Origin of the sequence: Domibacillus sp. A3M-37, assembly GCF_024213455.1 — a bacterium.
Lineage (GTDB): Bacteria > Bacillota > Bacilli > Bacillales > Domibacillaceae > Domibacillus > Domibacillus tundrae.
Map to the genome: position 1 here is coordinate 515,038 of NZ_JANAVL010000002.1, position 21,877 is coordinate 536,914.

At 40.8% G+C, this 21,877-nt stretch carries 19 protein-coding genes and 4 pseudogenes; 18 read left to right on the plus strand and 5 right to left on the minus strand.

Annotated features, from left to right (window positions below; translation table 11 throughout):
* The first annotated feature begins 36 nt into the window (after positions 1-36).
* The 3 genes from hfq to NLX67_RS06710 all read left to right on the plus strand — a co-directional run bounded on the left by hfq (position 37) and on the right by NLX67_RS06710 (position 1,929).
* Entirely contained in the window at positions 37-270 is a 234-nt protein-coding gene (gene hfq / locus NLX67_RS06700) for an RNA chaperone Hfq (protein WP_046179269.1), read from the plus strand.
* Positions 271-347: 77 nt separating this feature from the next.
* Positions 348-1,256: an AAA family ATPase gene (locus NLX67_RS06705; protein ID WP_046179270.1), complete on the plus strand. Its 909-nt coding sequence runs from the start codon at positions 348-350 to the stop codon at positions 1,254-1,256.
* A 37-nt stretch (positions 1,257-1,293) separates the two neighbouring features.
* On the plus strand, positions 1,294-1,929 hold the full coding sequence (locus NLX67_RS06710) for a TetR/AcrR family transcriptional regulator (protein ID WP_046179271.1): 636 nt from the start codon (positions 1,294-1,296) through the stop codon (positions 1,927-1,929).
* A 235-nt stretch (positions 1,930-2,164) separates the two neighbouring features.
* On the opposite strand, the gene NLX67_RS06715 is transcribed toward NLX67_RS06710, so the two are convergent.
* Positions 2,165-2,773, minus strand: coding sequence for a trimeric intracellular cation channel family protein (locus NLX67_RS06715; protein ID WP_256519623.1), 609 nt, complete (start codon positions 2,771-2,773; stop codon positions 2,165-2,167).
* 149 nt (positions 2,774-2,922) lie between these two features.
* Between NLX67_RS06715 and NLX67_RS06720 the strand changes: the two genes are divergently transcribed.
* The 3 genes from NLX67_RS06720 (at position 2,923) to glnA (ending at position 6,074) form a co-directional block, all read left to right on the plus strand.
* Positions 2,923-4,185: a methionine gamma-lyase family protein gene (locus NLX67_RS06720; RefSeq protein WP_046179334.1), complete on the plus strand. Its 1,263-nt coding sequence runs from the start codon at positions 2,923-2,925 to the stop codon at positions 4,183-4,185.
* A 111-nt stretch (positions 4,186-4,296) separates the two neighbouring features.
* Positions 4,297-4,692 carry a MerR family transcriptional regulator gene (locus tag NLX67_RS06725; protein ID WP_046179272.1) on the plus strand — a complete coding sequence of 132 codons (396 nt, stop codon included), beginning with the start codon at positions 4,297-4,299 and terminating at the stop codon, positions 4,690-4,692.
* Between the two features lie 47 nt (positions 4,693-4,739).
* Positions 4,740-6,074, plus strand: a complete 1,335-nt coding sequence (gene glnA / locus NLX67_RS06730) for a type I glutamate--ammonia ligase (RefSeq protein WP_254310781.1) — start codon at positions 4,740-4,742, stop codon at positions 6,072-6,074.
* 118 nt (positions 6,075-6,192) lie between these two features.
* Here glnA and NLX67_RS06735 read toward each other — a convergent pair.
* A pseudogene (locus NLX67_RS06735) lies at positions 6,193-7,155 on the minus strand (tyrosine-type recombinase/integrase); the annotation flags it as partial.
* Between the two features lie 388 nt (positions 7,156-7,543).
* Here NLX67_RS06735 and NLX67_RS06740 point away from each other — a divergent pair.
* The 10 genes and pseudogenes from NLX67_RS06740 to NLX67_RS06780 all read left to right on the plus strand — a co-directional run bounded on the left by NLX67_RS06740 (position 7,544) and on the right by NLX67_RS06780 (position 17,659).
* The gene (locus NLX67_RS06740; RefSeq protein WP_254310782.1) at positions 7,544-8,182 is read left to right on the plus strand and encodes an esterase/lipase family protein; all 639 of its coding nucleotides are present in this window, start codon (positions 7,544-7,546) and stop codon (positions 8,180-8,182) included.
* 466 nt (positions 8,183-8,648) lie between these two features.
* Positions 8,649-8,920 (plus strand): annotated as a pseudogene (locus NLX67_RS06745) (DUF4372 domain-containing protein); the annotation flags it as partial.
* Positions 8,911-9,021: pseudogene (locus NLX67_RS23180) on the plus strand (IS3-like element IS655 family transposase); the annotation flags it as partial. The pseudogenes NLX67_RS06745 and NLX67_RS23180, both read left to right, overlap by 10 nt.
* A gap of 1,170 nt (positions 9,022-10,191) precedes the next feature.
* Positions 10,192-11,226 (plus strand): LacI family DNA-binding transcriptional regulator, encoded by a 1,035-nt coding sequence (locus NLX67_RS06750; RefSeq protein WP_254310783.1) that lies wholly within the window; start codon positions 10,192-10,194, stop codon positions 11,224-11,226.
* Between the two features lie 210 nt (positions 11,227-11,436).
* Entirely contained in the window at positions 11,437-12,453 is a 1,017-nt protein-coding gene (locus NLX67_RS06755) for a Gfo/Idh/MocA family protein (protein ID WP_046179277.1), read from the plus strand.
* Positions 12,450-13,703, plus strand: coding sequence for an ABC transporter substrate-binding protein (locus NLX67_RS06760; RefSeq protein WP_254310784.1), 1,254 nt, complete (start codon positions 12,450-12,452; stop codon positions 13,701-13,703). Before NLX67_RS06755 ends, NLX67_RS06760 begins: the two co-directional genes overlap by 4 nt.
* Before the next feature lie 48 nt (positions 13,704-13,751).
* On the plus strand, positions 13,752-14,684 hold the full coding sequence (locus tag NLX67_RS06765) for a carbohydrate ABC transporter permease (RefSeq protein ID WP_254310785.1): 933 nt from the start codon (positions 13,752-13,754) through the stop codon (positions 14,682-14,684).
* Positions 14,681-15,511, plus strand: a complete 831-nt coding sequence (locus NLX67_RS06770) for a carbohydrate ABC transporter permease (protein WP_046179280.1) — start codon at positions 14,681-14,683, stop codon at positions 15,509-15,511. The genes NLX67_RS06765 and NLX67_RS06770 overlap by 4 nt, the downstream gene beginning before the upstream one ends.
* Positions 15,512-15,527: 16 nt before the next feature.
* The gene (locus NLX67_RS06775; RefSeq protein WP_254310786.1) at positions 15,528-16,496 is read left to right on the plus strand and encodes a sugar phosphate isomerase/epimerase family protein; all 969 of its coding nucleotides are present in this window, start codon (positions 15,528-15,530) and stop codon (positions 16,494-16,496) included.
* The gene (locus NLX67_RS06780; protein ID WP_256519625.1) at positions 16,484-17,659 is read left to right on the plus strand and encodes a Gfo/Idh/MocA family protein; all 1,176 of its coding nucleotides are present in this window, start codon (positions 16,484-16,486) and stop codon (positions 17,657-17,659) included. Before NLX67_RS06775 ends, NLX67_RS06780 begins: the two co-directional genes overlap by 13 nt.
* 394 nt (positions 17,660-18,053) lie before the next feature.
* Here the strand turns inward: NLX67_RS06780 and NLX67_RS06785 are convergent, their stop codons facing one another.
* Positions 18,054-18,734 carry a DUF2711 family protein gene (locus tag NLX67_RS06785; protein WP_254310787.1) on the minus strand — a complete coding sequence of 227 codons (681 nt, stop codon included), beginning with the start codon at positions 18,732-18,734 and terminating at the stop codon, positions 18,054-18,056.
* 107 nt (positions 18,735-18,841) lie between these two features.
* Positions 18,842-19,210: a DUF7674 family protein gene (locus NLX67_RS23430; protein WP_046179338.1), complete on the minus strand. Its 369-nt coding sequence runs from the start codon at positions 19,208-19,210 to the stop codon at positions 18,842-18,844.
* A gap of 191 nt (positions 19,211-19,401) precedes the next feature.
* Between NLX67_RS23430 and NLX67_RS06795 the strand changes: the two are divergent.
* A pseudogene (locus NLX67_RS06795) lies at positions 19,402-19,688 on the plus strand (IS1595 family transposase); the annotation flags it as partial.
* Between the two features lie 57 nt (positions 19,689-19,745).
* On the plus strand, positions 19,746-20,537 hold the full coding sequence (locus NLX67_RS06800) for a phosphotransferase (RefSeq protein WP_254310788.1): 792 nt from the start codon (positions 19,746-19,748) through the stop codon (positions 20,535-20,537).
* 216 nt (positions 20,538-20,753) lie between these two features.
* On the opposite strand, the gene NLX67_RS06805 is transcribed toward NLX67_RS06800, so the two are convergent.
* On the minus strand, positions 20,754-21,452 hold the full coding sequence (locus NLX67_RS06805; protein ID WP_046179283.1) for a DUF421 domain-containing protein: 699 nt from the start codon (positions 21,450-21,452) through the stop codon (positions 20,754-20,756).
* Positions 21,453-21,877 lie beyond the last annotated feature (425 nt).

The following is a 21,877-nucleotide window of genomic DNA, read 5'->3' on the forward strand; positions in this document are numbered from 1 at the left end:
AATAATGGATTCAGATAGAAAGAGGAGGAACGAAGCATGAAACAGCCGATTAATATTCAAGACCAATTTTTGAACCAGCTGCGTAAAGAAAGCACAATGGTTACTGTATTTTTATTGAATGGATTTCAATTGCGCGGCCTCATTAAGGGGTTTGACAATTTTACCGTTCTCGTGGAAACAGACGGGAAACAGCAGCTTGTGTTCAAACATGCCATTTCGACATTTGCTCCTCAACGCAGCGTCAGCTTAAACTTTGACGAACAAGAATAAGAAACAACGAAGATCCGCTCACAGCGGGTCTTTTTTTTGTGCGTGCGCATATCTTTTTCTATAAAGGAGGGCGTCACATGAAGCAGACAAACAAAGAAGGCCGTATTCATGTCGTCCTGAATCCAAAAGAAAAGCCAGCACCAGCGGCAGGCTGGCCGGATCATCCGGAGCACGGTCTTCTCCGCACAATCGAAGAAGAAATAGAAACCTTAATCGGTCTCGCCGGTTTAAAAACACTTATAAGAGAATTGTATGCAGCTGCATATATAAGCAAAAAGCGGATGGAAGCCGGTATTGATACAAAGGGGCAAATGCTGCATATGCTGTTTACCGGAAATCCCGGCACCGGTAAAACCACGGCTGCACGGCTCTTTGCATCGATGTTTAAGCGGCTCGGTTTATTGGAAAAAGGTCATTTTATCGAAGCAGAACGGGCGGACCTTGTCGGGGAATATATTGGCCACACGGCGCAAAAAACGCGCGATCTCATAAAAAAGTCACTTGGCGGTGTCTTGTTTATCGATGAAGCATATTCCCTTGCACGCGGCGGAGAAAAAGACTTTGGAAAAGAAGCGATCGACACGCTCGTTAAGCAAATGGAAGATCATCAGAACAGCTTCATCCTCATATTAGCTGGATACCCGCGGGAAATGGCTCACTTTTTATCAATGAATCCAGGACTCCAGTCCAGGTTTCCGATTATTCACCATTTTCCCGACTACACGACGAGCGAATTGCTTGAAATTGCAGACGTGATTGCTACTGAAAAAAACTATGAAATTGACCGGGAAGGCAGGAATGTATTACTGGCTAGGATTGAGCAGGAAAAGAAACTGGGGGGATTTCGCTTCGCGAACGGGCGGAACATCCGGACATTAATCGAAAAAGCGGCCCGCCGGCAGGCGATCCGGCTGATGAAGCAATCTGCTCATTCAAAAAAAGAGCTTAAAATGCTGAAAGGAGAAGATTTTCAATTGTCAGAATAAAGACACATATGGTAAAATGTCGAAAAGGATGATGAAGATGAAAAAAAAGCCCGTCAAGGAAAGAATCATTGAAACCGCTTTAATCATGTTTGAAAAGCACGGCTATCATGGAGTGACCGTTGATCAGATCGTTGATGAATGCGGCACATCCAAAGGCGGATTTTATCATAATTTCCGATCAAAAGATGAACTGCTGTATCATATACATGACGTATTTATTTCTTATTTGCTGAATAAAGCGAAGGAATCGTACGAAAAGGAGACGGATCCCGTTTCGAGAATGTGTGGCATTATCACGTCATTTACGAAAATATTCGATTTATATAAATCGCATATTACGGTGTTTTATCAGGAAAGCACGTATTTAAAAGGTGATTTTGAGATACAAATCAATGAAAAACGTGAACAGTACCGCCAGCTTCTTCTGCAAATTATTCGGGAAGGCCAGGAAAACGGTGATTTTCGTCCTGAGGTGCCGGCCCAAATCTCTACAATGGCCATTATGGGGATGATCAACTGGATGTACAAATGGTTTAAAAAAGAAGGCGAATTGACTATCGAAGACATTGCCCGTGTTTTTAACGACATGATGCTGCATTCCCTTTTAACCGAAGAAGCCATGAAAGCAGGGAAAGGCGACATGTTCCTCTTGAAAACAGAACCCGTCCAATAAGGCGGTTTCTTTTTTTTATTAAAAAAGCAGAAGGCGCCTGTTTATCAGCGACAAGCATAAGACGAGCCCTGGCGGAGGCGCTTTATGCCTCCAGAAGGGCTTGGCTTAGAGCAAAGTCTAAGAACGCAGCGTCCTGCTGCAACGGCTTTGTGACTCACATCCTGTGAGTCATCGAGCTGATGGCGTCTGGAGCTGGACATTATATAAAAACACCCGCCAGATGGCGAGTGGGTCGTTAAAACTTAACTCTTCTCTTTGGCAAATGCCAGCCATATTTATAAGAAAGAATTCGAAGCACGGTAATAAACATAAACAAAATAATAAGCTGAGCTGGCGTCTGGGCTCCTCCAATGGCAATAATCAACCCGGCAAGCGCCGCCCATACTCCATACACCTCATCGCGAAGTAAAGCCGGTTTCCGCTGCGCCAGCACGTCACGGACGAGCCCGCCGCCGCTTCCAGTTAAAACTGCTGCCACGACAACCGCACTGAGCGGATGATTCATGCCCGCCGCATATAAAGCGCCCTGCACCGCAAAAGCGGCAAGACCGATCGCATCAAAAAAGTTCCCCCAGACCGGCCAATGGCGAAGGAGATTTTGCGGAAATAAAATGACAGCTGTAATTGAAAGAGCCGCAATCGTAAAAAAATCCCCTTGCTCCCACAAAGCCGAGACCGGAACGCCAATAAGTAAATTCCGGATCGCCCCGCCGCCAAATGCGGTAATCATGCCTAAAATATATATGCCAAACAAATCATATTCTTCTTCCATTGCGACGATCGCGCCCGAAATCGCAAACGCGATCGTGCCAATTACCGTAAAAATATCCCACGTAATGTCCATTCCGAACCTTCCTTCATCCAAAATGTTTAATGTTCGGATATTATTATAAACGATTCATGTTTTGGCAGCTACTTTTTCTTTCAAGAAAACCAGGATTTTGCTATGATAAAACTAGTGAAGAAGAAAGTAGGAACCAGCTCATGACAAGCATGTTTGACTTATTGAAAAACGGCGCCATCATTCGCGAAAAAGCGGCTGAGGCAGAAGTGAAAATTACCGGTGTCCACCAGAAAATTGACGAAATGGCGGAATACAATCAATTCCGTGTACTGCAAAGCTTTCAAAAAAACCAAGTAAGCGATTTTCACTTTACGCCGTCAACCGGATACGGCTATGACGATGCCGGAAGAGAAACGCTGGAAAACGTGTATGCTGATGTGTTTGGCGGCGAAAGTGCCTTAGTGCGGCCGCAGATTATTTCCGGTACACACGCCATTACCATCTCGCTGTTCGGCATTTTGCGCCCCGGCGATGAACTGCTGTATATTACAGGAAAGCCGTATGATACATTAGATGAAATTATCGGCATTAGCGGTCCATCAAACGGCTCGCTTCGTGACTTCGGCATTTCGTACAAGCATGTTGACTTAAACGAAAACGGGCGCCCGGATTTTGATGAAATCCGAAGCAGTATAAACAAAAAAACAAAAATGATCGCCATTCAGCGTTCAAAAGGATACGCGGTGCGTCCGTCGTTTACAATAGACGAAATAAGGGAAATGATTTCATTTGTAAAGGATATCAAGCCGGACGCCGTTGTTTTTGTTGATAATTGCTACGGAGAATTCGTGGAGAGGGAAGAGCCGCTTCATATCGGCGCCGATTTAATTGCTGGGTCGCTTATTAAAAATCCTGGCGGCGGCATTGCAAAAACAGGCGGCTACATTGCGGGCAAAAAAGAGCATGTCGAAAGCTGTTCGTATCGTATGACGTCACCTGGAATTGGTGCAGAAGCAGGGGCAAGTTTATATAGCCTTCAGGAAATGTATCAAGGGTTATTTCTTGCTCCGCACGTGGTTGCGCAAAGCTTAAAAGGGGCCGTTTTTACTGCCGCCATGCTTGAACAATTCGGCCTGAAAACAACACCTGCGTGGGACGAGCCGCGCACAGACTTAATTCAAGCGGTACAGTTCGAGGACCGCGACAAAATGGTGTCGTTTTGCCAGGCGATTCAATTCGCCTCACCTGTCAACTCGCATGTAACGCCACAGCCTGCGTATATGCCCGGGTATGAAGACGATGTTATTATGGCAGCCGGCACATTTATTCAAGGCGCGAGTATTGAGCTGACAGCAGACGGTCCGCTGCGTCCGCCTTATGCAGCTTACATACAGGGCGGCCTCACCTATGCACACGTAAAAATTGCCGTAACGAGCGCCATTGACTATTTAATCGAATCCAAAAAAATCTGACAAACTTTTAAATAATAAATAAATTAGTGTGATAAAACATTACATGGTGTTGACAAATGAAATAACATGATTTATAGTTAGTGTATCAGATGATAATAAGGAGGGGAAAACATGAGCAGCCAAATACGCCGGACCATGCCGCTTTTTCCGATGGGAACAGTTATGAAATTAACCGATTTATCTGCAAGGCAAATTCGCTATTATGAGCAGCATCATTTAATTACCCCGGATCGTTCTGATGGAAACCGGCGTCTCTATTCATTGAACGATATTGATCGACTGCTTGAAGTGAAAGATCTTCTTGATCAGGGCATCAATATGGCCGGGATTAAAAAAATCCTGCTGAAAGACGAATCGCAGGAAATTGAATTAGAAACAAAAGATAGTGGCGTGAAATTGAAAAAGGAGTTCACCGACGAGGAGCTTCGCAAGCTGCTTCGCAAAGAGTTAATCAATGCGGGACGCTTCAATCGCTCACCAGGAATGGACCGGCGATTTTTCCACTAATCTTTTGCCATACAAGGTTTACATATTTGAGGAGGAATGGATAACAAATGGGTAAGTACACACGTGAAGACATTCAGCGATTAGCAAAAGAACAAGACGTAAAATATATTCGTCTTCAGTTCACAGACATTCTTGGCACAATCAAAAACGTAGAGATCCCGGTGAGCCAGCTTGACAAAGCGCTGGACAACAAAATGATGTTTGACGGCTCTTCAATCGAAGGATTTGTACGCATTGAAGAATCAGACATGAATCTTTATCCGGATCTTGACACTTGGGTTGTTTTTCCTTGGACTGCTGAAAAAGGGAAAGTGGCGCGTCTTATTTGTGATATCTACACTCCTGAAGGAGAGCCGTTCCCAGGTGACCCTCGTGCGAACTTGAAGCGTGTTCTTGGCGAAATGAAAGAATTGGGCTTCACAGATTTCAATCTTGGGCCTGAGCCTGAATTCTTCTTGTTTAAATTGGATGCAAACGGCGAACCAACCCTTGAACTAAACGATAATGGCGGATACTTTGACCTTGCACCAACTGACCTAGGCGAAAACTGCCGCCGCGATATCGTGCTTGAGCTTGAAGAAATGGGCTTTGAAATCGAAGCATCTCACCACGAAGTAGCGCCAGGCCAGCACGAAATCGACTTTAAATACGCGGACGCTATTACAGCTTGTGACAACATCCAAACATTTAAACTAGTTGTTAAAACAATCGCCCGTAAGCACGGCTTGCACGCAACATTTATGCCAAAACCATTGTTCGGCGTAAACGGTTCTGGTATGCACATGAACTTGTCTCTATTCAAAGAGGGCAAAAACTCATTCTTTGATGAAAGCGGCGAATTGAAACTAAGTGAAACGGCTTACCAGTTTATCGCAGGCATCGTGAAAAACGCAGAAGCGTTCACAGCAATCTGTAACCCGACTGTTAACTCGTACAAACGCCTTGTTCCTGGCTACGAAGCACCTTGCTACGTTGCATGGTCTGGCCAAAACCGCAGCCCGCTAATCCGCATCCCGGCATCACGCGGTCTAAGCACACGTGTAGAAGTACGTTCTGTTGATCCAGCAGCGAATCCGTACCTTGCAATGGCTGTTCTTTTAGCAGCAGGTCTTGACGGAATCAAAAACGAACTGGCTCCACCAGCGCCAGTTGACCGCAACATCTATGCAATGGACAAAGATGAGCGCGAAGCAGAAGGCGTCCGCGATCTTCCATCAAACTTGTCAATCGCACTTGATGTATTGAAGAAAAGTGATACAATTAAAAACGCGCTTGGTGAGCACATCCTTGAGCACTTTATCGAAGCAAAAGAAATTGAATGGGATATGTTCCGCACACAAGTACACCCTTGGGAGCGCGAGCAATACATGTCAATGTACTAAGAAACTTAACCCCTTGAGCCGTATGGCTTCAAGGGGTTTTTCTTTGTTTTAAAATGTGGGTAAAACACATAAAAAAAGGGCACGGAAAACACCGCACCCACAAAACACCCACAAGATGTCATTCTTTTTGAAAAAGCCTTCCGGAATAATCCTCGTATTTTTGCAAATTCCCTTGTTCCAGCTTTTTTGAAACGTGCGCATACACATCTGCCGTGATACCCATACTCCCGTGGCCGAGACGTTCCTGTACATACTTCATATCAGCACCGGATTCCAGCAAAAGGACCGCGTGGGTATGACGCAGCGAATGGATAGAAAGCTGGGGAAGGTCTGCTTTTTTTAATATGCGGGCAAAAGAATTAAAGAGTGTGGACTTGGGCATTACATTGCCATCATTACGGCATAGAACGAGATTTAAGTCATGGTTATAGAAATCGTTTAGTGCCAACTTATTTTGATTCTGATATTTCAAATGGAATTGAAGAGCATTAGTCAAGGACTGGCTGATGGTGATAGTTCGTTTTGACTTATGCGTTTTTGTATCTCCAAACAACTCTTCATCTTCTTTCGGATCAAAATCCAGGGTCTTATTAATAGAGATGGTTTTCCCTTTTAAATCAACGTCTGTCCATTGAATAGCAGCGGCTTCTCCTTTACGCATCCCAGTTTCAATAAGCACCATAAAAAAGAGCCAGTAAAGATAGTTATCCTGGTAGGCAGCCTGTAAAAAGGACGGAATGTCAGCTGAATCAATGAATTGGATTTCTTCTTGCTTTTTCGTGCCTTTAACAGTTGCGCCCAAGCAGGGGTTTCTTTGTAGAATGCCCAAAATAACTGCTTTACTCATGGCGTTATACATTGTTCCATGTGCAATTTCTACGGTTCGTTTGCTGTAGTCTTTATCAGACAGGTGATTTAAAAACTTTTGATACATAATGGGCTTTAAATCTTTTAGCAGGATACTCTGGAAATAGGGAAGAAGATGGTTTCGAATATTGCGTTCATGTACAAGATACGTATTTTTACGGACTGAATCTTTCTTGTATTCCATCAGCCAGTTAGTCAAGAACGATTTCAGAGTGTATACTTTATCATTACATGGATGTACACATTTTCCGTTATTTGATCATCCGAATGACCAAGTCTGGTCATGGATTTATTGCTATATAAGTTGACTCTGTAACTTTACATCCTCACACATAGCCGGTCGATCACTTCGTCAGGGTGGTCGCCTGCGTAGCGAAAAAAGGCGCGGACAGCTATCACAATTTTCTGGACACTGCCGAAGAAGACATATAGTTTTATCAGATTTTTTTCTTGCCTTCTTAAGGGGAAGGAGTTTTTCTCTTATCTGCCTGTTAAATACTAGCAGGTGACTAGGGTTAGAAAAAATTGCCGGTTGTTTCTCCCTCCAAAATGCATAACAATTAAAGCAGCAAGAAAGCAGTCAAATACATAGGAGGGAAATTATGAAAAAGAAAAAATTGCTCCTTTCACTAATTGCAGGTATGACCCTTACTTTTTCTGCTGTTACTATGCAGCCTTCTAATTCCAAAGCACAGACAACTAGCCATGATCCAGTTATCTTCATTCACGGTGCAGGCGGTATCGGCGCAAGCTTTTACGGCATTGAAAATTACCTGAAAAAACAAGGCTGGTCCGATAATGAACTGTATGCTATTGAAATGAACGATAAATCTGGTAATAATCAAAATAATGCAAAACAGCTTGCTTCTTATGTAGATGAAGTGTTAAAGAAAACAGGAAAGAGCAAGGTTGATATTGTTGGACACAGCATGGGAGGCCCGAATGCCCTGACTTATATTCTCAATGGTGGCGGAAGCAAGGTGAACGATGTCGTCACGTTTGGCTCTCCAAACAAAATGGTAACATCGAAAGCTCCAGTGGGTACTGATCCTACCCATAAAATTCTTTATACTTCGATTTACAGCACCAACGACTATGTGGTGAACAATTGGCTTTCACCCCTTCAGGGAGCGAAAAACGTTCAAATCAGCGGTGCAGACCACCTTTCAATGCTCATGAACAGTAGAGTCAACGAGCTGATTAAAGAAGGATTGAATGGCGGAGGGGAAAATTCAAATTAACAAAAGATTCTTATCTTGAACTTAGTTTTTTCAACAATTACAAACTGGAATAGTAAGCACAGACCGCCTAATGCTTTACTAGAATGATAATCGAAGCCAGAACGAATAACAATAATCTATAAACATGCAGCATTTAACGTAATAGGGACTGACCGAATTGAAGGGAGTCCCTATTTTAAATTTCCCGTCAAGTTAAAATGGAAAATATGACAGAAGCGAGATATGATCGGAGTGAAGAGTTACATTACACAGAATTTCTGCTTTCAGCAGAAATCCAGACTGTTGAGAAAGTCTCAACAGTCTTCTTTTTCTTGTCCTTTTTTTGCACTAGTGTCGCATTAATTAAATTTCAATATTAAAAAAACTCAAAATCTTCAATAATTTTGTTTTGTGCAAAGAAAAAGCCCTTTATAACGGATAAGTCAGGTGGTAACCCGTACAAATCCACTAATAAAGGACAACACTCATGGACAAGATTACACGAAAAACTTCATTTGGACAATGGTTTTCGCCCATAAATTTGAGCGTTTTTGAAGTACAGGTGAAACCAAGAAATTAGATTTCTATACGAAAAAATTAACGACAGAGTCATTTCTAAAATTACTGCTTTTTGCGCAGCTACAAGAAATCGAAAGCCTTCATGCGCTCAGTGACTGTCTTTTCGATGACCAGCTTCAAAAGGAAATCGATCTTGATTCGATTAGTATTTCCCAGCTGTCACGGCGATTAAATGGCATTACGTATGTATCTTTGTCGATCTCTTTAACCGCGAAATTATTGGCTTCAGCACGGGACCAAACAAAGATGCAAGCCTTGTCGCACGGGCTTTTTCTTCCATTCAAGGTGATCATTGAATACAAATGATCGTCCCTTAAGAAAGCTGTCTGATTTAGTATTGACAATCCACTGTCGGAAATATCAAATGAGAAACTGATCCTTTTTTATAGAGAAATGGTTAAACTTTCTCCTAGTCAAAGAAATCAATACCGTTTCATATTACTAGTTGAATCTAATCTCTTCTTAAAAGAAGTCGTGCAAGTTATTAGTAAACTTAATGATTTAGGGATTGATGGTATCCAAGCAAGTGATTTATATATGAGAATCATTAGCAAATATGGTGATCGTGGTTCTATCCCCCGAAGAGTCAGGTGTGTATTACAAACACTACTAAATTTTATGATTCTTGAAAATAAAAATCGTAAGTGGTACGTAAAGGATCGTGAATTATTCCTTTGCTTAAATAATTATGATCGTAACTTTTCTCTTTTTAATGTGTAATAAAATCAAAAAAAGACAAGAAAATGCTGCTCAGCTTTATCTTGTCTTTTTTTGATTTTGATATTTTTTCGATTCAATGCTTGAAAGTATTTTCTAGCTTTTTTGTTCTGTCTAAAACTCAAAAGTTTTAGACACTCTTTTTATTTTAAGGCTTTGTTAAAGTCTAATGTTGATAAAATCCGTATTGGTTTGTGGTACGCTATATGAACGAACTGTTGATTAATTAAGATCTAATTTGGTGTTATAAATAATGTAGGAGAGCATTTGACCAATAAATAAAAGCAGAGAGTGAAACAATGATAAAAATAAAAGAAGCAGAATAATTTATGAAAAACAAAATTAGTGAAAATTTTACGGATATTGTAAAGGAGCACATTTGTGTAACCGGTTAGTAAAATGAAAGTAAACTATTCAAGAGTAAGAAAGAAGCCACTCTATTATTCAATTAGATATATTAATTGGATGGGAAAAGAAAGTATAGATATCTATGAGTCGAAAGCAGCCTCAAATGGCGTCAGGCTACTTTGTGAATACCGAACGGACGAAGTATGAGTAAGGAAACGAGGCGAAGAGTAAACTGAAGAGCAAAATAGAGCTTCTAGAGAAAAGTACAAAAGATAATATGATGACAAAGCAACTTGGAATTGAAGAAGGTAATCCACCCAAAATATTTTTTTAATGTACATTTAAATTAATTTGATTTATTTTAATCTATAAGGAAGGTGAATTTGATGAAGGTCACAGCAAAGATGATTGCAGAAGAGCTTGACATTTCCACCGCAACAGTAGACCGAGTGTTGAATAACCGCAAAGGCGTCAGCCAGAAAACAATACGAAAAGTGAAGTTAAAAGCAGAGGAAATGGGATATAAGCCAAATAAAGCTGCTAAATTTTTATCTACTCAAAAAACGATGACGGTATTATTTATTCTGCAGGTTATTCCAGATTACTTTTGGGGAGAGATAGAGAGAGAGATACGGAAGACGGCTTTGCTGTTTGAGGATTTCGGATTCAAAGTAGAGGTAGCCCGTGTTTCATCTACTGAACAGAAGATTCAGATTGCTTATTTTGAAAACGTCATCGAAGAAAATGAGTATGATGCGATTGTAATTGCTCCCTACGATTCTAAACCATTCATTGCCTCCATCAATAAAGCCATAAATCGCGGCATTCCCGTTTTTTCTCTGAATAATGATGTTCCAGAAAGCCAGCGGATTTCATTTGTCGGAAGTGATTATTATGACGCCGGCTATTTGGCAGCGGAACTTATTTCCATGTTTTCAAAAGAGCTAAAAAAAGTAGTTATTGTTCGAGAAGATGAAGAAACGTTTCAAATGATCCGAAAAGAACGCGGTTTTCGAGCGTATTTTCAGGACCATCATCTGGATGTAGAAATTATTACGCTACCGGTGGTCAGCTCTTACACGAATCCTTTATTGTTTACAAACACACAGGTTTTTGTTGGAGCAGATGGAGTATATATTGCCAATGGTATTTTGGGAGAAGCCGGCACATTTTTTAAGGAATGTTCTATGCCACGCCCACCGTTTATTGTTGGCCATGACATTAGTGAGACTATCCATGAGCATTTACAGCAGAATGTCATTCAAGCGACTATTTGTCAGGATCCATCTTCACAGGCAGCGACGGCTGTAAAAAAAGTGTTTGATTATTTGCATTCAGGAGATAAGGGAGCTGAAAAAGATACAATTGTAAAACTGGAAATCGTGACAAAAACAAATGCAAAATATTATTTGCATCGATAAAAAAGAAGGGCAGAAGACACCCTTTCTTAAATATAATTAATTAAAAAATCAAAAAAATGATTGACGTACATCATTTTGTCTATTAAAATGAAAAAGTAAAGCGCTTACAAAAAGCTATAAAACAAAGAAGTTTGCTCTTCCTTTATTAATTTTAGCTAAAAATGATTAACGTAAATCAATATTCTGAAAATTTATAGGGGTGATGGATGAATGAAAAATGTAAGGGTAATACAAGTTGGCGCTGGGGGATTTGGTCTATCTTGGCTGGAAGTAATCAGTAAGTCTTCCGGAATCGAACTCGTCGGTGTAGCCGACCTTGTTCCGGAAAATCATGAGAAAGCGAACGAAGTTTTAAAAGACGATAAGGTACAGTACTTCGAACAGTATGCTGACGCGTTTCGGGCACTGGAGGCGGACATCGCAATTATTGTTACGCCGCCCCAAACACATAAACAGGTAGCGGTCGATGCACTGGAAGCTGGTTTACATGTGTTTATGGAAAAGCCCATTGCGCAGACAATCGAGGATGCAATCGAGTTGCAGATCATAGCAAAAAAATATCCGCAGCGGGTGATGATCAGCCAAAACTACCGGTGGAGACCGGAAATACAGGCTCTTAAAAAAGCAGTAGAAAAGCAAATTGCCGGACCAATCGAGTACGTGGAGTGGGTGTTCCGACGGGCGACGAACTTTGGAGGATGGCGGGACCACTATAAAGAAATTGTGATCGAGGACATGAGCATTCACCATTTTGATTTGATGAGGTATTTGCTTGGCAAAAATGCCAGCACGGTTTACGCCAAAAGCAAGCGGCCTTCTTGGAGTTGGTTTAAAGGAAATCCGACCGCGAGTGTCACGATGACGTTTGAAGATACACTGGTAAACTACTTTGCTAGCTGGGTCACCAGTGGTCCTGAAACATCATGGAATGGTGATATTAAGCTACACGGCCAAAAGGGTGTCATTGAACTGACGAACGATGTGCCAGCCTTTGTAAGCAGTAATGGCCAAAAGACGTTACTTTCTTTGCCGGAGATGGAGCGGGTAGATCGTGAGTATTCTCTTTATGAGATGGTGAAAGCACTTGAGGAAAATAGGGAGCCTGTAACAAGCCTTGATGACAATTTAAACAGTTTTGGCATTGTTGGAGCAGCAGTGGAATCCATTCAAACATCAAATGAAATTGTAATGGAACAATACTTGAAACAAATGGAGGCGTCCAAATGAACAAAAAAATGTTTTTCATGATTTTCTTGTCTTTGATGCTGGTACTGAGTGCATGTGGTTCCTCTGATTCAGGAGCAGATGAGAGTGGTTCAGCGGATAATGGCCAAGTAACCATTAAAATTTGGGATTACTTAGCGCCGGATACTTCCAGTGATCGCGAGCAGGTCGCCTTAATGGAAAAATACATGGAAGACAATCCAAAGGTTAAATTTGAGCGGACGTATATGCCGTTTGCGGATATGAAAACGAAATTGCTTCAAGGCGTTGGGGCCGGAGATTTGCCTGATATCGTGGTAATTGACAACCCGGATCACCAGTCATTTTCGCAGGCAGGTGTGTTTGCAGATATTACAGATAAGGTAGAAGAGTGGGGAGAAGCAGACAAGTACTTTGAAGGCCCGATGGCTTCTGCCATGCTGGATGGAAAATATTACGGCATTCCGAATAACAGTAATGCACTGGCGATTTATTACAACAAAGATATGTTTGAAGCAGCCGGTATTACAGAGACACCAAAAACGTGGGAAGAGTTCAATGAAGCAGCGAAGAAGCTGACCACAGGCGATGTAAAAGGATTTGCAATGTCAGGCAAAAAAAGTGAAGAGGGCACATTCCAATTCCTTCCTTATTTATGGCAGACAGGAGCAGATCTGGATTCCTTTGACAGCAGCGAAGCTAAATCTGCTATGTCTCACGTGCAGCAAATGGTGGATAAAGGTGTTCTTTCATCGAATATGATTAACTGGGATCAATCTGATGTCCTTGTCCAATTTCAAACGAAAAAAGTGGCCATGATGGAAAATGGACCGTGGCAAATCCCAATGTTGATGGAGCAGTCAAAGGACATAAATTGGGGTGTCTTTCTAATGCCGGCCGGCGAGGCGGGATCAGCATCCATTTTAGGTGGCGAAAATTGGGCCATTACAGAATCCTCTGAAGCGAAAGACGCCGCGTGGGATTTTATTAAGTGGACGCAAAAGCCAGACGTTCTTGGACCGATGCATGAACTTGGAGGCCGTCTGCCAAGCCGGGAAGATGTAGCATCTGATAATTCCTACAGTTGGGCTAAAGATGAAAATATGAAGGTCTTTATGGAACAGCTGAAAACAGCAAAACCGAGAGCGTACGGAACGAAATACCCAGAAATCTCGACGAATGTACAAGAAGCGATCCAGCGTGCCATGACGGGTGAAGACGTAGACAAAGTGATGGAAGATACAGCCGCGAAAATCGAGCCGCTGCTTCCTTAATATGATAGGAGAGATATTTGTCTCTCCTATTTTTAGGAGGATGTTTTCATGAATGGATCAATGGCAAAATCAACAATCGCAAAGAATTCGATAAGAAAGCGGTCTTTTACGAAAAACCTGTCACAATATTTGTTTGTTATTCCAGCTGCACTGTTTGTTCTTTTGTTTATGGTGTACCCGATTGTTTACAACATTATTGTCAGTTTTCAGGATTTAACGTTGATGAATTTGCGACAGGGCGGAAGCTTTATCGGGCTGCAAAATTATATTGAAATCGTGCAGACAGAAAAGTTTGTGATTGCGTTGAAAAACACTATTATTTACACATTTAGCTGTATTTTTTTTCAAGTAATCATTGGCTATTTGCTTGCGGTGTTTTTAAATCAAGATTTCCCATTTAGAAATTTTTTCCGCTCAATTATGCTTCTTGCATGGATGACACCGCTTGTCATTACAGGAACTCTTTTCAAGTGGCTGTTTGATGTAGATTATGGGGTGATCAACTACTTGCTGACGTCACTTCATCTCATTGACAATCCGATCAACTGGCTCGGGCAGGAAAGCACGGCTCTTGCCGCCGTGATCATCACAAACACATGGGTCGGGATTCCATTTAATATGATTTTGATTTTAGCAGCAATGCAAGCGCTGCCAAGTGATGTGTATGAAGCAGCGAAGGTAGATGGAGCCAGTAAGTTGCAGACATTTTCAAACGTTACAATGCCGCTATTGAGGCCGGCTCTTTTAATCATTTTAGTGCTCGGTATTATTTACACGTTCAAGGTGTTCGACATTATCTTGATCATGACGGGCGGTGGACCGGTAAATGCGACACAGGTGCTTCCTTTCTACGGCTATGAGCTCGCGTTTGTGAACTTCAACTTCGGCGCAAGCGGAGCGGTTGCAACAATTATTTTAGTCATTTTGTTATGCATTGCGCTTGTATATTTAATGATGATCCGGAAGGAGGAAGCAGAATGAGAAAATACTCCATAAAGCAATATATGCTGCTTGTGATGGCGATCATCATTACGATGATTTTCCTCTTTCCGATTTATTGGATGATCGTTACGTCTGTGAAACCGATCCAAGACGTGTTTGCTACGCCTCCGATGATCATTCCTGAAACAATTCAATTCGATGCGTATGTAAAAAACCTGATCGAAGATAGAAGCCTGTTTCCGTATATTCGAAATTCGTTGATTGTAGCATTAGGAACAGCATTATTAACATTAGTGCTGGCTATACCATGTGCATATGCGCTGGCGCGTTTTAAGTTAAAGTGGGGAAATATTTTGCTTCTGGTTTTGCTTGTAACGCAAATGATCCCGGGCATTATGATGGCAATGCCGCTTTACATTTTGTTCAGCAAAATTGGTTTACTGAACAGCTATTTGGCTTTAATTGTCGGCAACACGACATCGGCTTTGCCATTTGCCATTGTGATTATGCGGCCGTTTTTCCTGTCGATTCCAAAAGGGCTGGAAGAAGCAGCGGTTATTGACGGATGCAATCGTTTTACGGCGTTTTTCCGGATTATTCTGCCGCTGACAAAACCGGTTGTACTGACTGTCAGCACATTTAGCTTTTTATTTGCCTGGGGTGATTTGATCTTTGCCCTAACTCTGGCTACGGATGAAAAAATTCGTCCGCTGACAATGGGACTGACGAAATTTATTGGTCAATATGGAACGCAGTGGGACAACTTGATGGCTGTATCAACGATCGCTGCCGCACCCATTCTTATTGCATTTTTATTTTTACAAAAATATATTGTCAGCGGCATTACGGCTGGCGCAGAAAAATAACAAGGGAGCTGATCAAATGAAGCTAGGTGTATTTGCTGTTTTATTTTCTGATTTATCACTGGAGGATATGCTGGATCATATCAAAGAAAAAGGAATTCACACGGTAGAAATTGGCGCAGGTGGCTATATAGGCGATGCCCACTGTAAGCCAGAAGAGTTGCTAGCTGATGATGAAAAATGCCGTGCATTTAAACAAGCATTTGATGATCGCGACATTTCCATCAGCGCCTTAAGCTGCCATGGCAATCCGCTGCATCCCAATCCAGAGATTGCTAAGGATCATCATGAGAAGTTTGTGAATGCGGTGAAATTAGCGGCTAAACTGGGTGTTGATACTGTTGTTAATTTTTCTGGCTGCCCGGGTGAATCAGATTATTCGAAGCACCCGGTCTGGATTACATGTCCGTGGCCAAATGATTTCTCAGAGGTTGTCGAATGGCAATGGCGGGAGAAAGTGATTCCGTACTGGAAAGAGCAAGCGATGCTTTTGGAAGATTATGGGGTGAAAGCAGCTATCGAGCCGCATCCGGGCTTTTGTGTGTATAACACGGAAACGGCTCTTCGTTTAAGAAAAGAGTGCGGGGAACAGATTGGCGTTAATTTCGACCCTAGTCATTATTTCTGGCAGGGTATGAATCCTGTTCAAGCGATTAAAGCACTGGGGCAGGAAAATGCATTATTCCATTTCCATGCAAAAGATACACAAATTGAAAGCCGTAATTGTGAGTTAAATGGCGTCTTGGACACAAAAAGCTATAAAGATATCAACAGCCGCTCCTGGGTATTCCGGACTGTTGGATATGGTCATGGTGAAGGAGAATGGCGGGATATCATCAGCGCGTTGCAGGTGATTGGCTATGAAGGGGCGATCAGCATCGAGCATGAGGATGGCTTGATGAGCATCGATGAAGGCTTTACGAAAGCGGTCGACTTTTTGCAGGGAATGATTATCCACGAGGGAGCTAAAGATCTATGGTGGGCATAAATCAAAAAGAAGTCAGAATTGGGATGGTTGGCTACAAGTTCATGGGAAAAGCTCATTCCAACGCTTATCAAAACGCCCCGTTCTTCTTTGATTTGCCTGTTAAGCCGATTAAGCAGGCGATTTGCGGGAGGAATGAAGAAGGTGTAAAAAGCGCTGCAGAAAAAATGGGCTGGAATAGCTGGGAAACAGACTGGAGGAAGCTCATTGAACGGGAGGATATTGATTTAATCGATATTGTGACACCGAACAATAGGCATGCCGAAATTGCCATCGCGGCTGCGGAAGCAGGGAAACATGTATACTGTGAAAAGCCGCTGGCGATGACGATAGAAGAATCAAGACGAATGCTTGAAGCGGTTGAAAAAAACAATGTTATCCATATGGTGAATTTTAATTATCGTTTTGCTCCGGCCGTCCAGCTGGCAAAAAAAATGATAACTGATGGGAAAATCGGTAAAGTCAATCATATACGGGCTCTCTATTTGCAGGATTGGATCATGGACCCGGACTTTCCTCTTGTCTGGAGGCTCGAAAAGTCGGTATGCGGCTCAGGCGCACTTGGAGATCTAGCTGCTCATAGTCTGGATTTGGCACGGTTTTTAGTTGGCGAAATCGAAGAAGTGTCTGCCCGGTTAAAAACCTTTGTAACAGACCGTCCGGCTGTTGCCGAAAGTTCAGGATTAAGCGGCAAGGCTTCTTTAACGGATAAAAGAAAAGTAGAAGTAGATGATGCGGTGGTTGTTATTGCTTCCTTTGAAAATGGAGCGTTTGGCACGTTTGAAGCGACTCGTTTTGCGGGAGGAAATCGCAACTCCAACCAATTTGAAATCAATGGTGAAAAAGGGTCAATTAAATGGAACGCGGAACAATTGAATGAATTGCAGGTGTATTTCACGGAAGATGATCCGTCTTTTCAAGGATACAAAACCATTAACGTAACAGAAGAAGTACATCCATATGGTGAAGTGTATTGGCCATCTGCTCACATTATTGGATATGAACACACTTTTCATAACTTAGTAGCTGAGCTGATGCAGGGACTAGCTGATTCCAGGGTTCCATCTCCTAACTTTAAAGACGGACATATCAATCAAGCTACTTTAAACGCAATCGAAGCTTCTTCTAAAACGAATCAATGGCAGTCTATTAAAGCATTTATTTAGAGACCACAAAATGAGAGCTGCTGTATAAAGCAGCTCTTTTATTAATTAAAGATAGTTACAGGTGTAACTGGTATCAATTTGAACATCTTATAGCAATAGGTAAGGCTTTGAAGTTATCTCTGCCTTTTCCCCTACTCCACACCGTACATGAGCCTACGGCGTTCCATCTTATTCTTTCAGACTAACGCAACTAAATTACAACCTTTACGGAAGTGGTTTAATTTCTTTAACTGTTTGCCATCCAGTTGAAGAAGGCTTCTATACCGTAAAATCGTCTTTTCATCTATGGCATGGATTAGCCAGTGAACATTTTCATGGACTATTACGTAGAAGTCAAAACTGGCACGTTTAGTCAACACTGCATAAATACTGTCTCTTGTGAAAAGAGGATAGATCATTCTTTAGGCAAAAACCAAGCAGGAGTCGTTTCATTATCACAAATCACCGCTTCCCAGCCGTATTCCTGAATAAGGGTATGGATATTGTCTTCTTTCGATAGAAGCAACGTTGTATAAGCATCGTATTCACTCATGAAAGCAAATTCATGATTTTCATCTACAAGCAGTATTTCGCACGTTGCTAGACAAGTTACTTCTACTGGAGACACATTATTAATTCTCATTTTTTCTTTCTTTTCTTCAATTGGATCCACATAATAGAACCATTCAGACCCTTTAGATACCAGAACGTCTAAAACGTCTTCTATTAAAAAAATGGATATCGTATCCTCCATCGGACCATGTAAGTTCTGTTGAAAGATAGCATTTAGCTTTTTAGCTAAATGTGGTTTTGCATACTTCTTGTGAAGCCAAACATTGGATAAAGCAATGGCGACTTCTTTAAACGTAGCTAAACCGCTTTGCTTCATCATGTTTTTCCATGAAACAGGAGTGCCCAGCTGCAGGATTTCCCCATCACTTGGATAAATATGATATGATGGATGTTTTCGCTTTACCTGTTCCCAGCCAGGAGGCATTTGAACAAATGGATGGAGCAAAAAGGCAGTAGACATAAAAGGTGAAGGAAGCTGGCTTAAAACAGGAACATCAGTATCTAAATGAATATAGTCTAACAATTATTTACTCCTTTCTAAATCATCATTTCTGGCTAAACAAAATAATGTAGATTGTTAAGCTGCTAAGCCAAGACTAGTTTGGCACTCTTCATTTCTGAACCACCTGCTTAATTAATGTTACCATCCCAAAACTCATTTAGGTGGTTCCACCACTTTAACGAATCATTCTTTAAAAACTGCTTAAAGGCCTCCATATCCATTTCATTATCAAGTAATTTATTTTGCATATCCTCCAACAATCCAATTGTAGCTGCTTCTCGAACAGCATCATCACCATTTGTATGCAGTAATTCAATGACATTAAACACGGCTGGAAACTCATTTGTTTGGTTTTGTTTATATAAAACTACAATATGGTTAGAGAAATCAGCTAGGTCGATATAAAGTAAATGTACTTCTCCAGGTACATAACTATTGTGAATATAATGATCCCATCGAGCTTGATAGGAAGGACACCATTTAAGAAGGAGTGACATCACTGGAGTTAGTAAGGTTTGTACTTTAATACCCACAAGAACAGGAGAGGGTGGATAGTAAGTTAACCATCATAACATGTCAAATCGGGTTTTGAATGAAAGCGTTCAAGATGTTTTTCGTGGAATCGTATTAAATGCTAGGAGTTTTGGCGGTTGTATAATGTTGTGAGTTTATAACCGAACATCTCTAGTTTTTAAAATATGAAAGTAGAAAAGGATTGGAACATTATCGCTTCAAGTCGGATGGATATGAGCGTGTAAAAGAGATTTGTCGCATTCAGCATAGTGAATAGTTATTACAGCCGCCTCAAATGCTGGATTGACCGATTCAATAGCGTGGCAACCAAGTATCTCGACCATTATTTGAGTTGGTTCCAATTTCTTGAGGGCATTAGCATCGAAACCACGGTGCGATTGTGAGTAAAATGATATAGATAGTTGTTTGTTCTCAACCTATGAGAAACCTATGATACACTGATGTTATCAGAATTTTCCAGATTGGAACCTGTATTACTCAAGAAAAGGAGGTGCATATATGCCTAATCGTTCAAATGAGGAATTGTTAGCTGGTGGCAACGTCTCTGAAGTATGTAGGTCAGGTAATACAGTTAGACGAGAATTAAAGCCAAATAGCATAAAAATTCATGCACTGTTAAAACATCTTGATAACAAAGGATACGATTATGCCCCTAAATACCTTGGTATCGATGAAAAAGGAAGAGAAATTTTATCCTTCATTGAAGGAGAAGCTGGTAATTACCCTTTAAAAAAATATATGTGGTCAGATGATGTCTTACAGGAAATTGGGAAAATGCTCCGCCTCTATCATGATTCTGTAAGCGACTTTTCATTTGATGAAAGTTGGCAATCATTAGATAATACCCCACAACCTGCGGAGGTATTATGCCATAACGACTTTGCAATATACAACATTGTTTTTCACGCTGAAAGCCCAGTAGGTGTTATTGATTTTGATGTAGCTGCACCTGGCCCACGACTTTGGGACATAGCTTATACTCTTTACACTTGTGTTCCATTAAATAGATTTTATCTTAATGAAACAGGTGAAAAAGTTTTTTATGATTCATTTCAAGATACTTACCGTATTAAAAACAGAGTTAAACTGTTTTTTGATTCTTACGGTCAAGGGTTTGCAGAAAATTATATAGAAATGGTGTTGCTGCGACTAGAAGGATTATGTAAAACAATTATAAGAAGAGCGAGTGAAGGTGATCTTGCTTTTCAAAAGATGATAAATGAAGGTCATCTTGAACATTATCAAAATGATATTAAATTTATTTCTGAGCATAGGAATGACTGGATTTAAATCTTTCTTCCATTAAAAAGGGCTTTAATGGTAGAGGGAAGGGAACTTCCAAACAAGGAAGTTCCCTTAATTTTGTTCTAAAATCAACAATATTATTTAACATAGCCTTTATTTTAAAAAACTCATGAAACAAAAATTCCAACGGAAAACCGGATTTTTAGGAACACGATTTATGGAATAAAGCAAGATTTAGTATTGCATTAATTAACACTAATTTTAATACCGATTGTCGTTTTTATGGTCTATATAGAGCGTATTATCTGGTTGAACTTCAGCATAAAAGACGTCTGAAATGGTTTTAATTCCTGCTTGCATTAGTTGCTTATTTAACCACTCTGTGTCAAGGTTAAGCTTTTCCAAATTGCTTGTGTTAATCACTCCATCTGATACTACTCCTGTTATTGTGGGCAAAAGTTTCTTTTGCGAATTTACAATATTCATGTCACCTGTTGTGACGAGTTGTTTATGGTCTTTTTTCATAATGGACAATTTACCGTTAATTTCAAAAATAGCATATTCGACTTCCTTAATTGAAAAAATATTTTTTTGTCTCAGTAATGCTGTTAGCGCATCTACATCCAAACTAACCTTGCGAAGTGGTTTTTCCATTATCTTGCCGTTTTTGATCACAACAAGGGGTTCCCCCTCGATGACTTTTCGTACTTTTTTCGATTTTATGACAATCCGTCCCGATAAGAGCGTTAATAAACTCCATCCAATTAATGAGATAATCCCATTTAGAATGCTTAAATGTTGATTGAAAGCAAGATTTCCCGCTATAGAACCGATCGCAATGGCAGAAGCAAAGTTGAAGAACGTCATTTCTGAAATCTCTTTTCTTTCCATAATCCTCGTTAGGCTTAATAAAATGAGAAATGACAAAAATGTTCTAATGATTATTTCTGTAACCCCCAATTCTATCCCTCCTTTTTACTATATTGTTTCCTTCAACGGAAAAAATACTTACTCGAAAAAAGCCGAGAAAAAATCTCGGCTTTTCTGCGTGTATTAGCTATGTATGTGGAGTGCTAACAGTATTAAATTATACGTATTCAAAACTTTCCTGTCTGTTTGATATCATTGGGGACACCGCCTGTATGTATTGAGTTCATTATAAACAAAAGAGTCAGGCACTCGATGGTTTCATTATCGAATGCCTGACTTAATTATTACTAAATAGACTTTTTCAGTGCCCTCGGTGTTTGCAGCCTCTTTTTCTAGAATATCTTGGGATCATCTTGTTCTCATCAATCTTTTTTCAAAACAAGTTCTTTTATTCATCGATAAATTAACGTTTCCAGCAGTACTTTGATTGAATTTTATGTTAACCCGATGCGTTT

Bases quoted from the DNA above. Each gene is read 5' to 3' on its own strand.
- NLX67_RS06780 (WP_256519625.1), top strand. From the start codon at position 16,484: ATGGTGGGCATAAATCAAAAAGAAGTCAGAATTGGGATGGTTGGCTAC.
- NLX67_RS06750 (WP_254310783.1), top strand. From the start codon at position 10,192: ATGAAGGTCACAGCAAAGATGATTGCAGAAGAGCTTGACATTTCCACC.
- NLX67_RS06725 (WP_046179272.1), top strand. From the start codon at position 4,297: ATGAGCAGCCAAATACGCCGGACCATGCCGCTTTTTCCGATGGGAACA.
- NLX67_RS06705 (WP_046179270.1), top strand. From the start codon at position 348: ATGAAGCAGACAAACAAAGAAGGCCGTATTCATGTCGTCCTGAATCCA.
- NLX67_RS23430 (WP_046179338.1), bottom strand. From the start codon at position 19,210: ATGTCACTCCTTCTTAAATGGTGTCCTTCCTATCAAGCTCGATGGGAT.
- NLX67_RS06755 (WP_046179277.1), top strand. From the start codon at position 11,437: ATGAAAAATGTAAGGGTAATACAAGTTGGCGCTGGGGGATTTGGTCTA.
- NLX67_RS06775 (WP_254310786.1), top strand. From the start codon at position 15,528: ATGAAGCTAGGTGTATTTGCTGTTTTATTTTCTGATTTATCACTGGAG.
- NLX67_RS06710 (WP_046179271.1), top strand. From the start codon at position 1,294: ATGAAAAAAAAGCCCGTCAAGGAAAGAATCATTGAAACCGCTTTAATC.
- NLX67_RS06740 (WP_254310782.1), top strand. From the start codon at position 7,544: ATGAAAAAGAAAAAATTGCTCCTTTCACTAATTGCAGGTATGACCCTT.
- hfq (WP_046179269.1), top strand. From the start codon at position 37: ATGAAACAGCCGATTAATATTCAAGACCAATTTTTGAACCAGCTGCGT.
- NLX67_RS06760 (WP_254310784.1), top strand. From the start codon at position 12,450: ATGAACAAAAAAATGTTTTTCATGATTTTCTTGTCTTTGATGCTGGTA.
- NLX67_RS06800 (WP_254310788.1), top strand. From the start codon at position 19,746: ATGCCTAATCGTTCAAATGAGGAATTGTTAGCTGGTGGCAACGTCTCT.
- NLX67_RS06770 (WP_046179280.1), top strand. From the start codon at position 14,681: ATGAGAAAATACTCCATAAAGCAATATATGCTGCTTGTGATGGCGATC.
- NLX67_RS06720 (WP_046179334.1), top strand. From the start codon at position 2,923: ATGTTTGACTTATTGAAAAACGGCGCCATCATTCGCGAAAAAGCGGCT.
- NLX67_RS06715 (WP_256519623.1), bottom strand. From the start codon at position 2,773: ATGGACATTACGTGGGATATTTTTACGGTAATTGGCACGATCGCGTTT.
- glnA (WP_254310781.1), top strand. From the start codon at position 4,740: ATGGGTAAGTACACACGTGAAGACATTCAGCGATTAGCAAAAGAACAA.
- NLX67_RS06765 (WP_254310785.1), top strand. From the start codon at position 13,752: ATGAATGGATCAATGGCAAAATCAACAATCGCAAAGAATTCGATAAGA.